Below are 14,815 nucleotides of genomic sequence, written 5' to 3' on the forward strand. Positions count from 1 at the left end.
CATCGCGAGGGAGCCGGCCAGCGGCCGGCACTAACGGACGTAGGGCGTGCCGAGCATGGCCTGCGCCAGGTGATCGAGGAAGGAGCTGATCCGCGCCGAGACCGCCGTGTTGCGGTAGTACACGGCGTGGATCGGCTGCCGCACCTCCACGGTGATATCCGGCAGCACCTGCACCAGGGCGCCGGCCTCGCGGTCGCGGTGGGTCATGAAATCAGACAGGCTGACGATCCCGACCCCTTCCAGCGCCAGCCGGCGCAGCGTTTCGCCGCTGGAGACCGCCACCGCCGGGCGCACGTGCAGCAGCGCGTCGGTCGCCCCGGGCAGCGGCCAGTGATTGAGCGAGTCAGGCTCGTTGAAGCCGAGCAGGGTGTGCCCCGCCAGCGCATCCACGTCGCGCGGGGTACCGTGCTGCGCCAGATATGCCGGGCTGGCCATCACGCGCAGCCGGCTGTGGGCCAGCGGCCGCGCGTGCAGGGTGGAATCGGCCAGCGGCCCGATCCGGATCGCCACATCGGTGCGCCGCTCCAGCAGATCGATGTAGCGCTCGCTGCTGTTGAGCTCCAGCGCCACCTCGGGATAGCGCGCGCGGTAGCTGGCCACCAGCGGGGCGATCACGTGCAGGACGAACGGCATCGCCGCATCCACGCGCAGGCGCCCGGCCGGTCGCTCACGGCGCGCGGCGATCTGCTCTTCGGCCGCCTCCACCGAGGCCACGATCGCGCGTGCCTGGGCCAGGAACGCGTCGCCCTCCTCGGTCAGCTGCAGACGACGGGTAGTGCGGGTCAACAACGTGGTACCGAGTTTCTCCTCCAGCCGGCCAAGCGCCCGGCTCACACCGGAGGTGGTCTGGCCCAGCTGTTCGGCGGCAGCGGTGATCGACCCGCTGTCGATCACGGCGATGAAGGCCTGCATTTCATCAAGGGTGGTTTTCATGGCGGCGGCACGGCGGGAGACCGCCCATTATTGACCATGAAGCAACAGTGATTGGCGTGAAGGCCGCTTTTTCCGCAAGAGTGCGGCGCGCAGACTGCGCAGCCTCACTCCCCACCGGTATCCGTCCATGTCCCGTGGTATCCCTTTGGCCTTGTTGGCGCTGACGCTGGGTGCGTACGCCATCGGCACGACTGAATTCGTCATCGTCGGCCTGATTCCGACGATCGCCGCCGACCTCGGCGTCACCCTGCCCTCGGCCGGCCTGCTGGTGTCGCTGTACGCACTGGGCGTGGCGGTCGGTGCCCCGGTGCTCACCGCGCTGACCGGACGGGTGCCGCGCAAGACCCTGCTGGTCGCGCTGATGCTGCTGTTCACGCTCGGCAACGTGATCGCCTGGATGGCGCCGGGCTATGGCTCGCTGATCGTCGCGCGCGTGCTCACCGGCCTGGCGCACGGCGTGTTCTTCTCGATCGGCTCGATCATCGCCACCTCGGTCGTGCCCAAGGAGAAAGCGGCCAGCGCGATCGCGATCATGTTCACCGGCCTCACCGTGGCCCTGGTCACCGGCGTGCCGCTGGGCACCTTCATCGGCCAGCACCTGGGCTGGCGTGCGACCTTCCTGGCGGTGGCCGCGCTGGGCGTGATCGCGCTGATCGGCAGCCTGCTGTTCGTGCCGCGCAACCTGCAGCGCAGCGCGCCGGCGACCTTCGGCCAGCAGCTGTCGGTGCTGGCGCAGCCGCGCCTGCTGCTGGTGTATGCGATCACCGCGCTCGGCTACGGCGGCACCTTCCTGTCGTTCACCTACCTGGCGTCGATCCTGCAGGACGTCACCGGTTTCTCGGCCAATGCGGTCAGCGGCGTACTGCTGGTCTATGGCGTGTCGGTGGCGATCGGCAACCTGTGGGGCGGCCGCCTGGCCGACCGCCTCGGCCCGATCCCGGCACTGAAGCTGATCTTCGCGCTGCTGGCGGCCGTGCTGTTCGTGCTCACCTTCACCGCCTACAACACCTGGCTGGTGCTGCTGACCGTGCTGGCGCTGGGCGCGGTGGCGTTCGGCAACGTGCCGGGGCTGCAGGTGTACGTGGTCAAGCAGGCACAGCGTTTCGCTCCGCAGGCCGCCGACGTGGCGTCGGGCCTGAACATCGCCGCCTTCAACATCGGCATCGCGCTCGGTGCTTCGCTGGGTGGCCTGGTGGTCGATCACTTCGGCCTGATGCACACCCCGTGGCTGGGCGCGCTGGTAGTGATGGGCGCCTTCGGCCTGACCGCGTTGAGCGGCCGCCTGGACCGCCGCGATGGGGTGGCCGACCGCGCCGAAGGCATCGCCGTGAGTGCGCATTGAGGGATTCCGGTCGCGGACCCGTGACCGCAGCCGACCAACGGTCGGCTCTACGTGACAGACGAGCAACGATTCGTTCCACGCAACCACAGCCGACCCACGGTCGGCTCTACCGTCGCTTTACGGTGCGCGGCGTAGCCTGCACCTCACCCCATGAAGGAGTTTCCATGAGCATTCCCGCATTCGGCCTCGGCACGTTCCGCCTGAAAGGCCAGACCGTCATCGATTCGGTGCGCAACGCGCTGGACGTCGGCTACCGCGCCATCGATACCGCGCAGATCTACGAGAACGAGGCCGAGGTCGGCCAGGCCATCGCCGAATCCGGCGTGGCCCGCGATGAGCTGTTCATCACCACCAAGATCTGGATCGCCAACTTCCACCACGACGCGCTGCTGGAGAGCCTGCGCGAGAGCCTGCGCAAGCTGCGCACCGACCATGTCGAGCTGACCCTGATCCACTGGCCCTCGCCGAAGGATGCCGTGCCGATGGCCGAGTATCTGGGTGCATTGGCCGAGGCGAAGTCGCAGGGCCTGACCCGGCAGATCGGCATCTCCAACTTCACCATCGCCCAGACCCGCCAGGCCATCGAGATCCTGGGGGCCGGGGCGATCGCCACCAACCAGATCGAAGTCCACCCGTACCTGCAGAACCGCGCGTTGATCGCGTTCCTGAAGGACCAGGGCATCCATGTCACCGCGTACATGAGCCTGGCCTACGGCGAAGTACTCAAGGACCCGGTCATCCAGGCCATCGCCGAGCGTCACCAGGCCACCCCGGCCCAGGTCGCGCTGGCGTGGGCGTTGCAGCAGGGCTTTGCGGTGATTCCGTCCTCGACCAAGCGCGACAACCTGGCCGGCAACCTGCTCGCGGCCGACCTGCGTTTGAGCGATGAGGACATGGCGCAGATCGCCACGCTGGATCGCGGGCATCGCCTGGCCAATCCGGAAGCGATCGCGCCAGCCTGGGATTGATCGGTAGCGCCCGACCGTGGGTCGGGCGTGGGTGGTGCGTGCCGACCAACCGTCGGCACCTACCGGAAGAGCCAGCGCCTGATCAACGACGTGGGCATCATCGGGTAGCGCCGGCCGCTGGCCGGCATCACCGCAACCAGTCCCGCATTGCGGCGCTGACCTCGTCCGGCTTCTCCATCGGGGCCAGATGCCCGCAGTCGGGCAGCACCACCAGGCGCGAGTGCGGTACCAGCGCATGCATCTCCTCGCTGATTGCCAGCGGGGTGATGCGGTCGTTCGCACCACATACGATCAACAGTGGATCGCGGTACCCGGCCAGCACGTCGTGGCCATCCACCCGATCCAGGGCGCTCTGGCGCAGGAACACCTCCGCACCCAGCCGCGCGGTCATGTCGCGTACGCGCTGCACCAGCACATCGTCTTCCAGCCGCGAGGCGTCGATGTAGCTGCGCATCAACGTATCACCGAAACCGTGGAATTTTCCGGGCAGGCGCACGCTGGCCTGCTGGGTCTGGCGTTGCCTGGCACGCTCGGGCGAGTCGGCATGGATCGAGGTATCGATCAGGGCCAGCCGCAGAACGCGTTCCGGCGCAGTGCGCAGGATCGCCTGCGCCACGAACCCACCCAGCGAGAAACCGGCCAGCGCGAAACGCGCCGGTGCCTGGGCCAGCACGTCCTCGACCACCGCCTGCATCGTCTCACCACGGGTCTGGTCGCCGACGATGCAGTCGGCGATATCTGACAGGTCGGCGATCTGCGCGCGCCAGAGTTCAGCGTCGTTGAGCAGGCCGGGGAGCAGCAGCAGGGGGAGGCGATCGGTCATGCCGTATTGTCGCCTTCTCCCACCGTTACAACCATGTAGGTTGCGACACGCAGCGTTGCGGGGTTGGGCCGGGAGGGTAAGAATTCAACAGCGCGTTGTTCTGCGTCAGCCATTCGCCAGCACAGCTCACATTCCTGCAACTTGCATGGGCATGCGAGTCGACCTTCACAGCCAGATCGGAAGGATCAACGTCCGTGAGTACGCCAGTCAAACTCCTGATTCACAGTGAGATTCCGGGCTTGGGTGACAAAGTAGAAATAGAGTCCATCAGGCGAAAACTGATAGATCACTTGAGCGAAATTACGCCAAGGATCAACCTGGATCACCTGAACCACTGGGCATTGCTGATAAGCATTTGCATGCGCTCCACTAGTGGAATTGGCGTTTTCAAACGTGCGGCAAGGTACCCGTCGGAAAAGGAATTCGAAGTATCCATATCGATGACAGTTCCAGATAGCGACCAGGCAACTTACGGACTACCCAATGTAAAGACTGGCTTCTTTCAGCCACTGAATGAAAGATCCTTTCACCTCATGCAGCCGGTCTTCGAGCAGTACGACAACCTGAATGACTACATCTTCGAAAGTGCCAAGGCGGCAATCAATGAAGGCTTCCGTCATGGATTTACCTGCAATGCCCAGAGGATTCGGTTTCAGAGCTAGGCCTCTGAGGGCCGTTCCCGTTTCATGACGCGTTACTTGTTGCTTCTCCTGATGCAGGCGCCTGCGGCACCTGCACGTCCTGCACAGGCAGGGTCACCACCATCACCGTGGAATCGTCCGGGTCCAGTCGCGTCTTGAAGCCCAGGCTCTGGCACATCGCCAGCATGGTGCTGTTTTCGCGCAGCACCTGGCCTTCAATGATATTCAGGCCGAGCCACTGGGCATACTCGATCATGATCGCCATCAGCCGCCAGCCGATGCCATGGCCCTTGAGATCGGAGCGGATCAGGATGCCGTACTCGCCGCGGTCGTAGTCCGCATCGGCGTGCAGCCGCACCGCGCCAAGCATGTCGCCGCTGCGCGGGTCGATCGCCACCAGCGCGATGGAGCGCGCGTAGTCGAGCTGGGTCAGGCGTGCGATGAACTCGTGGCTGAAATGCTTCACCGACTGGAAGAAGCGCAGGCGCAGGTCGTCGTCGGTCACGCGGGCGAAGAACGCGCGGAACAGCGCGTCGTCCTCGGGGCGGACCGGGCGTACGAACGCCGGCGCGCCGTCGGACAGGGTGATGGTGCGCTCCCACTCCTTCGGGTAGGGGAACACCGCGAAGCGCGGATGACCGCGGCCTTTGTGCAGCTTGCGCGACGGTTCGATGGCCACGCGCGCATCGAGTGCGATCACACCGTCGCGGTCAGCCAGCAGCGGATTGATGTCGAGCGTGCGGATCTCGGGGATGTCGGCGGCAAGCTGGGCAAGCTTGACCAGGATCAGCGCGACTGCACGTTCGTCGGCGGCCGGGACATCGCGGTACGCCTTGAGGATGCGTGAGACCCGCGTGCGGCCGATCAGTTCATGCGACAGGCGCAGGTCCAGCGGCGGCAGGGCGATCGCCTTGTCATCGATCACTTCGACCGCGGTGCCGCCGCGGCCGAACACGACCACCGGGCCGAAGGTCGGGTCATCGGCGATGCCGGCGATCAGCTCGCGGGCCTTGGGCCGCACGATGGTCGGCTGCACCAGCACGCCATCGATGCGCGCATCGGGCCGTTTCTCGTGCGCGCGCGCGATGATCGAAGTAGCTGCCGCATGCACCGACTGCAGGGTGCTGAGGTTCAAACGCACCCCGTCCACATCGGATTTGTGCGGAATGTCGGCCGAGAACACCTTGATCGCGACCGTGGCGCCCTGCTCCAGCAGCGGCTGGGCCAGGTCCATCGCCTCGTGCGCATCCCGTGCCTGCATCACCGGTGCGGACGGAATGCCATAGGCGCTCAGCAGCTGGTGGGTAGCGATCGGGTCCAGCCACTGTTGGCCGGCGGCAAGCGCAGCCTCCACCAGCGCGCGGGCGCCGGCGGTATCGACCACGAAATCCTCGGGCAGGCTGGGCGGGGTTTCCATCAACGCGGCCTGCGCGTCTCGGTAGCGCACCAGGTGCTGGAAACCGCGCACGGCCTCGGCTTCGGTCGGGTAGGTCGGCACACGTGCGGCGTTGAGCGTGGCGGTGGCGCGGTCGTCGTTGCCCAGCCACACCGCGAACACCGGCTTGTCGCGGTGATGGCGCGGGCGCAGGCCCAGCGTACGGGTCAGCGCCTGCGCGGCATCGGCCGAGGAGGTGAACGCCGTCGGCACGTTGACCACCAGTACCGCGTCGTTCTCGGTATCGGACATCAGCGCTTCGATCGCCGCAGCGTAGCGGTCGCCGTCGGCATCGACCACGATGTCGACCGGATTGCTGCGCGACCAGCCCTGCGGCAGCACCGCATCGAGCTGGGCGACGGTGGCCGGCGACAGTTCGGCCAGGCTGCCGCGCAGGGCCAGCAGCTGATCCACCGCCAGCCGCCCTACCCCGCCACCGTTGCTCAGGATCGCCAGGCGACGGCCCGGGAAGGTTCCGAGCCGGCCGAGTGTTTCGGCGGCGGTGAACAGTTCGTCCAGCGCGCTGACGCGCAGCAGGCCGGCGCGGTTGAACGCCGCGCCATATACCGCATCGGCACTGGCCAGCGCCTGTACGTGGGTATCGGCATCGGGATTGATGCGGATATGACGGCCGGACTTGACCACCACCACCGGCTTGGCACGCGCCGCGGCGCGCGCGGCCGACATGAACTTGCGCGCGTCACGGATGTGCTCGACGTAGAGCAGGATCGCGCGGGTGCGGTAATCGGTGGCGAAGTAGTCGAGCAGATCGCCGAAGTCGACATCCAGGGTGTCACCCAGCGATACCACGGCGGAAAAACCGACCGAGCGTGCCACGCCCCACTCCACCAGGGCCGCTGCGATCGCGCTGGATTCGGAGATCAGGGCCAGATCGCCGGCCTGCGGGAAATGCGCGGCGATGCTGGCGTTCAAGCGCGCGTGCGGGGCGATCACGCCCAGGCAGTGCGGGCCGAGTATGCGCAGGCCCTTGGGCCGTGCCGCCGCTTCCACCTGTGCGGCCAGCGAGCCCGGGCCCTCGCCCAGGTTGGCAGTGAGGATGATCGCCGCGCTGACGCCGCGCTCGGCGGCGGTGGCCACCACCTGCGGCACGATGCTGGCCGGGGCGGTGATCACCACCAGCTCGGGCACCCAATCCAGGTCCTTGAGCCGCTTCACGGTGCGGATGCCGTCGATCTCGCTGTACCGCGGATTGATCCAGGCCACCTTGCCCGGGAAGCCGGTGCCGCGCAGGTTGCGCATCACCGCCCGGCCGGCGGAGCGTTCACGCGGGCTGCCGCCGATCACGGCGACCGACTGCGGGCGGAAGACGGCTTGCAGGTGGTAGGTGCTCATGCGACCAGACAGTAACAGGGACGGGGGTGGTTATTAACCACCCCCGTCCCTGTTAAAGCAGGGTGCCGCGCAGGATCATCGCGGCGATGCTGAAGTAGATGACCAGGCCGGTGACGTCCACCAGCGTGGCCACGAACGGGGCCGAGGCGCTGGCCGGGTCGAAGCCCAGCCGCTTGAGGATGAAGGGCAGCATCGAGCCGGACAGCGAGCCGAAGGTGACGATACCGACCAGGGCCGCGCCGATGGTCAGTGCCAGCAGCTGCCAGTGATCGCCGTAGTCATGCAGGCCCAGCAGCTGCCAGGAGACGATGCGGATGATCGCCAGCACGCCCAGGATCGCGCCCAGGGTGATGCCGGTCGGCACCTCGCGCAGCGCCACCTTCCACCAGTCGCGCAGGCGCAGCTCGCGCAGAGCCAGGCTGCGGATCAGCAGCGAGGTCGCCTGCGAGCCGGAGTTGCCGCCCGAGCTCATGATCAGCGGGATGAACAGCGTCAGCACCACCGCGCGCGCCAGCTCGTCTTCGTAGTGCTGCATCGCGCTGGCGGTCAGCATCTCACCCAGGAACAGCACGCTCAGCCAGCCGGCACGCTTGCGCAGCATTTCGAAGAAGCCGATCTGCATGTACGGCTTTTCCAGCGCTTCCATGCCGCCGAACTTGTGCACGTCCTCGGTGGATTCTTCGATCAGGGCATCAAGGATGTCGTCCACCGTGACGATGCCCAGCACATGGTGCTGCGCATCCACCACCGGGATCGCGAGCAGGTCGTGGCGGCGGATCAGCTGCGCGACTTCTTCCTGGTCCAGCTGCACATCCACCGTCACCGGCGGATTGACCTGGGCGACGTCGAGGATGGGCTCCTCGGGCAGCCCGGTGATCAACCGGCGCATGGTGACGACCTGCACCAGCGCACGGGTATGCGGGTCCAGCACGTAGATCGCGTAGACGGTCTCGCGGGTGCGCTCCACCTCGCGGATGTGCTGCAGGGTGCGGCCGACCGTCCAGTCCGAGGGCACGCTGACGAACTCGGTGGTCATCAAGGCGCCGGCGGTGTGGGCCGGGTAGCTGAGCAGCTGCTGGATCGCCTTGCGGGCCTCGGGGCTGAGCAGCGGGATCAGGCGCGCGCGCTCGTCCTCGTCCAGCTCGTGGACGATATCGGTGGCGCGGTCATCGGCCATCAGGCCGAGCAGGGCGGCGGCGCGGGCGACCGGCATGGCCGCCACCAGATCGCCACCGCGGTTGAGCTCGGGCTGCTCGAGCATCTTCACCGCGCGCGGCAACGGCAGCGCGGCCAGCGTATCGGCGGCGCGCGACAGGCTCAGCGTGTTGAGGAATTCCACCGCATCGGCGGTGTTGAAATTATCGAGGGGTGCGCTCAAGGAGGCGGCATCGGCCACCGGGCGCAGCAGGTCTTTCTGGTTCATCGTATTCGCCTGTGGGTATCGCATTGCGCGACGCCAACGCTGGCGAACCGACCCGTGTCAGGCGGTCGCCATCGCTGGCGTCGAGCAAGGTCGACTTCTACTGTCGCTGGACATGGGTTGGGGACTCCGGATGGGTTTACTGCCGACGGCGGACGCCAGCAGCGGCGGGCAGTCTGGACCCGGGTGTGACGCAGGTCAACCCTTGGGGAGCGCGCCGTTCGGGTAACAGTGGCCTTCGGCCGGCATCGCGGCCGCATAATGGCGCGTGGCCCCGGCCACGGGCCCCGGCTGCCCCGGGGAGGCTTTCCACCCGCACGGCACACGATCCCATGAGCAGGTTCTCCCATGCATAGCGGCGCGCTCGAGCTGGCCCTGGTGCTGCTGCTGGCCGCGGTGATCGCGGTGCCGGTGTTCAAGAAGCTCGGCCTGGGCGCGGTGCTCGGCTACCTCGCCGCCGGCGTGGTGCTCGGCCCCGATGGGCTGGGCTTCGTGCAGGACGCCGACCGCATCCTCAGCGCCGCCGAGATCGGCGTGGTGATGCTGCTGTTCGTGATCGGCCTGGAGTTGTCCCCCGCCCGCCTGAAGGTGATGCGCCGCTCGGTGTTCGGGGCCGGCGCGCTGCAGGTGGCGCTCAGCGCCCTCGTGCTCGGCAGCCTGCTGATGCTCGATCATTTCCAGTGGAAGAGTGCGTTGATCGTCGGCATCGCGCTGGCGCTGTCCTCCACGGCGGTCGGCCTGCAGCTGCTGTCCGAGCACAAGGCGATCAACAGCGATTACGGGCGGCTCGGGTTTGCGATCCTGCTGTTCCAGGATCTGATCGCGATCCCGTTGCTGGCCGCGATTCCGTTGCTCGGCGGTGCGCGCAACGACACCCTGCAGTGGAACGACGTGGCGATCGCGATCGGCGCGCTGGCCGTGGTGATCCTGTGCGGGCGGCCGGTGCTGCGCCGGTTGTTCAACATCATCGCGCGTACACGCAGCCCCGAAGTATTCACCGCCACTGCGCTGCTGGTGGTGCTGGGCACCGCGTGGTTCATGCAGGAGGCCGGCCTGAGCCCCAGCCTGGGGGCGTTCCTGGCCGGTGTGCTGCTGTCCGATTCGGAATTCCGGCACGAACTGGAATCGCAGATCGAGCCGTTCAAGGGCCTGCTGCTCGGCCTGTTCTTCATCGCGGTGGGCATGGGCATCGACCTGGACCGCATCATCGCCGAGCCGATGATGATCGCCGCCGGCGTGGCGATCCTGCTGGTGGTGAAGTTCGGCCTGCTGTTCGGGATCGGCAAGCTGGCCAAGCTGCGTACCCGCCATGCGGTACTGCTGGGCAGCGTGCTGTGGCTGGGCGGCGAGTTCGCCTTCGTGGTGTTCAACGAGGCGCAGCGCGCGCATCTGCTGGGCAGCGCCAACCATGATCGGCTGGTGGCGATCGTGGGTCTGTCGATGGCGATCACACCGCTGCTGATGATCGTCCTGATCCGCCTGCTGGGTCGCGACGAGGGACCCAAGGCCCCCGTCCAGCCCGCTGACAAGGTCGACATCAACGATGTACAGCCACAGGTGATGATTGCCGGCATGGGCCGCTTCGGCCAGGTGGTGGCGCGCCTGCTGACCGCGCAGAAGATTCCCTTCGTGGCGCTGGAGTCGAACCCGGACACGGTCTCGGACCTGCGCCGGTTCGGCAACAAACTCTATTACGGCGACCCGACCCGACCGGAGATGCTGCGCGCCGCAGGTGGTGAACACATCCGCGTGTACGTGGTCACGCTGGATGATCCGGACGCCAACATGCGGGCCACGCGGCTGATCCGGCGCATGTATCCGGATGCGGTGGTGCTGGTGCGCGCACGCAACCGCCAGCATGCGTGGCGGCTGATGGACATGTCCGCCGAGCCGTTCCGCGAGGTGTTCGGCACCAGCCTGGAACTGAGCGAACGGATGCTGATCGCGCTGGGCATGTCGGTGGAGACCGCACGCAGCCATGTGCAGCGCTTCCGAGAGCACGACGAAAAACTCCTGCGCGATCAGTACCTGGTCTACGACGACGAAGCGGCCGTGATCCAGACCTCGCGCGATGCGCGTGCGGACCTGATGCATCTGTTCGAGGCGGATGCGGAGAGTGATGGGAAGGGCGCGGACGACCGTCCGCAGCATTGATGAACCTGCGGATGCACCGTCGCGTGCATCATTGATCCGCTGCCGGCCAGCGGCCGGCACTACCCGCCGCGGAGTCAGCCGTTATCGCGCAGGAACCGGGCCATCGAGGAGACGCCCGGCACCAGCGGTTCGAATTCGCCAGCGACGTCGATGAAGCCGCGCATCACCGCGATCTCGCGCGGGCTGCGGTTGAGCGCGTCGCGTACATCCGGATCGGCGCCGGCACGCAGCAGGCGCTGCACCAGCAGCGGCAGGCCGTGCAGCGCCGCCAGATGCAGCGGACCGAAGCCACGCGGATCACGCACGTCCAGCGAGACCTCTTCGTCCAGCAGACGCTCCACCGCAGCGAGCACGATCTGCTCGTCGCAGGCGGTGCCCGGCTCGGCGCGTGCGCCGAGCAGCAGCAGCAACGGCGTGACCGAGCCGGCGGCGGCCTGGTCCGGTTCGGCACCGGCCAGCAGCAGGGTGTCGAGCAGGGCGAGCAGACGCGCACGGTCCCGCGCGCTGAAGCCGTACAGCGCCGCGCAGTGCAGCGGACCCAGTTGCTGGGCATCGCCGGCGTGCACGTTGGCACCGGCGGTGAGCAGGCGCGAGACGATGTCCGGCAGGCCCAGTGCGGAGGCCAGCATCAGCACGGTGACGCCGCCCGGCAGGCGGTATTCGAGTTCGGCACCGGCATCGAGCAGCGCCGAGACGATATCCACCTGGCGCATGCTCACTGCCGCCGAAAGCGGCGTGGCGCCACTGGCGGCGGCATGCTGCGGGTTGGCACCGCGGGTCAGCAGCAGATCCACCACGGCCAGGTGACCGCCACCAGCGGCGCGCAGCAGCGCAGTGCAGCCCTGGGCGTCGACGGCATCGACCCCGAACCCCAGGTCGATCAGGCGACGCACGGCATCGGCATCGCCGGCCATCGCAGCGGCCGGCAGGTCACCGTCGCGCAGCGCGCGGCGGGGCAACGGCCACACCCGCCAGTCCAGCCAGTCGGCGAGGTCGCGGCGGCCGATCGACAATGCCACGCCCAGCGGGGTCTGGCCGTCGGCGGCGCGGGCTTCGGGTGAGGCGCCCTGCTGCACCAGCAGTTTGATCGAGCCTTCGCGCGCGAGCGCCGTGGCCAGATGCAGGGCGGTCATGCCATGGCTGTCGCGCGCTTCGCGGTCCACGCCCAGCGTCAGCAGGGCCTGCTGCAGGCGCAGCCAGCCCAGGCGGACGGCCAGCGAGAGCGGCGGGTCGCCCGCCGGCGACGGCGCGAACGGGTCGGCGCCGCGTTCCAGCAGTTCGAGTGCAAGTTGCTCCAGGCCACGCGAGGCGTGGTCATGCTGGGCGCAGGCGCTCAGCAGGCGCGCCAGGCCACCGCGACCGGCCGGGGAGAGGCCGCGGCGCAGCAGCACCTGCAGGGCCGGCACCGCATCGATGCCGCGCGCCAACAGCGCGAACATCGGGGTATCTCCGCAGGCATCGAGCACTTCCGGGGCCGCACCATGCGCCAGCAGCCAGTCCAGCGCCTGCGGGTCCAGGGCCAGTTCGGCATCGTGCAGCAGCGCACCGAGTTCTTCGGACGCGCACAGACGGGCCAGGGCGGCCATGCCCTCGACGTTGCCGAAGCTCAGTGCTTCGCGCAGCAGTTCCAGCGGCGGGCGGTCCGGCAGCGACGCAGGAGCCGCATCGCTGTCACCGGAGATCACCAGCCCATCGCTGACCGCCGAGGGCAGCGGATAGGACGGATCCAGCAGCGATACGATGGCCCAGCGCCCGGCACCGGCGGCGATGTCCACCGCGCGTCGGCCCTGCGGATCGGCCACGTCGGCGGCGATGCCCAGGTCGCGCAGGCGGCGCACCAGCAGCGGCGAGACGTTGTCGGCCATGCAGGCCAGCAGCACCGCGTTGCGGCCTTCGCCATCCACCGCATTGAGGTCGGGATGGTGCGGCAGCAGGTGTTCGACCACGCCGGCCCGGCCACCACGCGCGGCCTCCAGCCACGGCGTGCGCGCCAGTGCATCACGTGCTTCCAGGTTGGCGCCGGCGGCCAGCAGCACGTCGATGATGTCGACATGGCCGGCCAGCGCAGCTTCGTGCAGCGCACTGCGGCGCTGGCGGTCGCGCGCATCGGCGCGGGCCTTGTGCTTGAGCAGCAGCTGCACACCGGCCGGGTCGTCTTCTTCAGTGCCGGCCGCGGCCAGCAGCACGGGCGTGCCCTCGGCCGGCTCGGTCTTGGCCCCGCGTTCGAGCAGGAACTTGGCCAGCCGCCAGTTGCCGACCTGGCAGGCCACGGCCAGCGGCGACCAGCCGTCGTCATTGAGCGCGTCCACTTCGGCGGCGGCATCGCGCAGCAGCGCGGCGACACCGGGATCGGAACTGCGCGCCGCGTGATGCAGCGGCGTGTTGCCCTCGCTGTCCACCGCGCGCGGGTCGGCGCCATTGGCGAGCAGGGTCATCACCGCCTCGGGGCGACCGTGCCAACTGTCGCGGGTAGCGGCCAGCAGCGGGGTCATGCCACGGTGCGGGGCATTGACGCCCACGCCGCGCGCGATCAGTTCGCGCAGCAGGCGCAGGTCGGGCAGCACCGCGGCCAGCACGGCCAGGCTGCGCTGGTCGCGCCAAGCCGGATCGGGCAGCCCGTGCGGGTCGGCGCCGGCCTGCAGCAACTGCAGGGCACGGTCGACCCGGCCGCTGCGCGCCGCGTCGTACAGCGCCGGCTGCTGTTCGTGCAGGCTGATCGATTCCAGCGGTTTGGGCTCGGCGTACGCGTCGGCGAACAGATCATCGCGGTCACCGCGGGTCTCGGCCGGTACCGGTGCGCTCAGGGTCGATGCGGGGGCGATCGCCTGCAGCAGCACGTGCGCCAGCGGGGACAGCAGTACCACCGCAGCGGCGACCGGCCAGTGCAGCGCCGCCGAGACCAGGCCCGGCCACGCCGGCAGCACCACCAGCGCGCACACCAGCACCACCAGCGCAGCAACGGCCAGCCCGCGCCAGGCGGTCAGGTCGCGTCCGGCCAGGGTCTGCCAGTGACGGGCCAGGCTGCCTTCGCTGCGTTCCACGTCATTCCACAGCGGCCAGGTCCGCCAGACCCCGAGCAGCGCGGCGCTGACTGCCACGCTCACGCCGAGCGCGGCGGCCAGGCTGCCGCTGTCGTGCAGGGCACTCAGCGGCCAGGCCACCAGCAGGGTCAGCAGCAGCGGGCCCAGCCCCCACAGCGCCAGCAGCGCAGGCGCATCCTCACGGACCACCTGCGGCAGCGGCTGCAGCGAGCGGGTGCGGCGCCACCACGAGACCGCCAGCGCGAACGCCGGCTGGGCCAACGCAGCGCACACGGCACCGGGCACGCCGCCGATGGCCGCAGCCAGGGCCAGCAGCGCACCGAGGGCGGCAGCAGATGCGACGGCGCGGGGGCGTTGGGATTCAATCATTGCGTCGCGGGAACCTGACCGGCGCCAACGGAGGCGGCGGCAACTGCAGATGGGATCCACGCTCGGTCAGGTTCTGGCGCACTTGTGCGGCATCGACCTGGGCGAGGCGACGGTCGGGAGTCAGGGCCACTTCGAGAACGAACTGGAACGGCGCCAGCGAGGCCTTTACCGCGTCAGGGATGACCGAGAAGTCATCACGAACGGCGAGATAGACGAAGCTGTCCTGCTTGCGTTGGCTTTTATAGACGTAGGCTTGCATGCCGCAGGGCGTTGCCCAGGGTAGTTAATGACAATGATTGTGGAGGAAAGCCGGCACAGGTGAAAGCCACGTGCACT

General features: G+C 68.3%; 10 protein-coding genes. 4 read left to right on the forward strand and 6 right to left on the reverse strand.

Annotated features, from left to right (window positions below; all coding sequences use genetic code 11):
- Window positions 1–30 precede the first annotated feature (30 nt).
- Window positions 31–933, reverse strand: a complete 903-nt coding sequence (locus OC373_RS15695) for a LysR family transcriptional regulator (protein ID WP_070426195.1) — start codon at window positions 931–933, stop codon at window positions 31–33.
- Between the two features lie 127 nt (window positions 934–1,060).
- On the opposite strand from OC373_RS15695, the gene OC373_RS15700 reads away from it, so the two are divergent.
- A complete protein-coding gene (locus OC373_RS15700; protein WP_261998032.1) occupies window positions 1,061–2,275 on the forward strand; it encodes an MFS transporter in 1,215 nt (404 codons plus the stop codon).
- A gap of 164 nt (window positions 2,276–2,439) precedes the next feature.
- On the forward strand, window positions 2,440–3,243 hold the full coding sequence (gene dkgB / locus OC373_RS15705; RefSeq protein WP_261998033.1) for a 2,5-didehydrogluconate reductase DkgB: 804 nt from the start codon (window positions 2,440–2,442) through the stop codon (window positions 3,241–3,243).
- Between the two features lie 127 nt (window positions 3,244–3,370).
- Here dkgB and OC373_RS15710 read toward each other — a convergent pair whose 3' ends face one another.
- Window positions 3,371–4,066 (reverse strand): alpha/beta hydrolase, encoded by a 696-nt coding sequence (locus tag OC373_RS15710; protein WP_261998034.1) that lies wholly within the window; start codon window positions 4,064–4,066, stop codon window positions 3,371–3,373.
- Between the two features lie 194 nt (window positions 4,067–4,260).
- Here OC373_RS15710 and imm9 point away from each other — a divergent pair, with 194 nt between their 5' ends.
- Window positions 4,261–4,728: an Imm9 family immunity protein gene (gene imm9, locus OC373_RS15715; RefSeq protein WP_261998035.1), complete on the forward strand. Its 468-nt coding sequence runs from the start codon at window positions 4,261–4,263 to the stop codon at window positions 4,726–4,728.
- A 22-nt stretch (window positions 4,729–4,750) separates the two neighbouring features.
- Here the strand turns inward: imm9 and OC373_RS15720 are convergent, their stop codons facing one another.
- The gene (locus OC373_RS15720) at window positions 4,751–7,495 is read right to left on the reverse strand and encodes a bifunctional acetate--CoA ligase family protein/GNAT family N-acetyltransferase (protein WP_261998036.1); all 2,745 of its coding nucleotides are present in this window, start codon (window positions 7,493–7,495) and stop codon (window positions 4,751–4,753) included.
- 52 nt (window positions 7,496–7,547) lie between these two features.
- Window positions 7,548–8,918 (reverse strand): magnesium transporter, encoded by a 1,371-nt coding sequence (mgtE, locus tag OC373_RS15725; protein WP_019185477.1) that lies wholly within the window; start codon window positions 8,916–8,918, stop codon window positions 7,548–7,550.
- A 345-nt stretch (window positions 8,919–9,263) separates the two neighbouring features.
- Between mgtE and OC373_RS15730 the strand changes: the two genes are divergently transcribed.
- Complete coding sequence (locus tag OC373_RS15730; RefSeq protein WP_070426201.1) at window positions 9,264–11,069, forward strand: monovalent cation:proton antiporter-2 (CPA2) family protein; 1,806 nt, start codon at window positions 9,264–9,266, stop codon at window positions 11,067–11,069.
- A 74-nt stretch (window positions 11,070–11,143) separates the two neighbouring features.
- Here the strand turns inward: OC373_RS15730 and OC373_RS15735 are convergent, their stop codons facing one another.
- Together OC373_RS15735 and OC373_RS15740 are read right to left on the reverse strand one after the other, a co-directional pair.
- Window positions 11,144–14,479: an ankyrin repeat domain-containing protein gene (locus OC373_RS15735; protein WP_261998037.1), complete on the reverse strand. Its 3,336-nt coding sequence runs from the start codon at window positions 14,477–14,479 to the stop codon at window positions 11,144–11,146.
- A complete protein-coding gene (locus tag OC373_RS15740; RefSeq protein ID WP_261998038.1) occupies window positions 14,472–14,738 on the reverse strand; it encodes a YcgL domain-containing protein in 267 nt (88 codons plus the stop codon). Before OC373_RS15740 ends, OC373_RS15735 begins: the two co-directional genes overlap by 8 nt.
- Between the last annotated feature and the right edge of the window lie 77 nt (window positions 14,739–14,815).

The organism is Stenotrophomonas sp. Ste96 (assembly GCF_024519495.1).
GTDB classification, from domain to species: Bacteria; Pseudomonadota; Gammaproteobacteria; order Xanthomonadales; family Xanthomonadaceae; genus Stenotrophomonas; species Stenotrophomonas bentonitica_A.

Excerpts from the sequence above, each read along its gene's own strand:
- OC373_RS15695 (WP_070426195.1), bottom strand. The coding sequence starts at position 933 with ATGAAAACCACCCTTGATGAAATGCAGGCCTTCATCGCCGTGATCGAC.
- OC373_RS15700 (WP_261998032.1), top strand. The coding sequence starts at position 1,061 with ATGTCCCGTGGTATCCCTTTGGCCTTGTTGGCGCTGACGCTGGGTGCG.
- dkgB (WP_261998033.1), top strand. The coding sequence starts at position 2,440 with ATGAGCATTCCCGCATTCGGCCTCGGCACGTTCCGCCTGAAAGGCCAG.
- OC373_RS15710 (WP_261998034.1), bottom strand. The coding sequence starts at position 4,066 with ATGACCGATCGCCTCCCCCTGCTGCTGCTCCCCGGCCTGCTCAACGAC.
- OC373_RS15720 (WP_261998036.1), bottom strand. The coding sequence starts at position 7,495 with ATGAGCACCTACCACCTGCAAGCCGTCTTCCGCCCGCAGTCGGTCGCC.
- mgtE (WP_019185477.1), bottom strand. The coding sequence starts at position 8,918 with ATGAACCAGAAAGACCTGCTGCGCCCGGTGGCCGATGCCGCCTCCTTG.
- OC373_RS15730 (WP_070426201.1), top strand. The coding sequence starts at position 9,264 with ATGCATAGCGGCGCGCTCGAGCTGGCCCTGGTGCTGCTGCTGGCCGCG.
- OC373_RS15735 (WP_261998037.1), bottom strand. The coding sequence starts at position 14,479 with ATGATTGAATCCCAACGCCCCCGCGCCGTCGCATCTGCTGCCGCCCTC.
- OC373_RS15740 (WP_261998038.1), bottom strand. The coding sequence starts at position 14,738 with ATGCAAGCCTACGTCTATAAAAGCCAACGCAAGCAGGACAGCTTCGTC.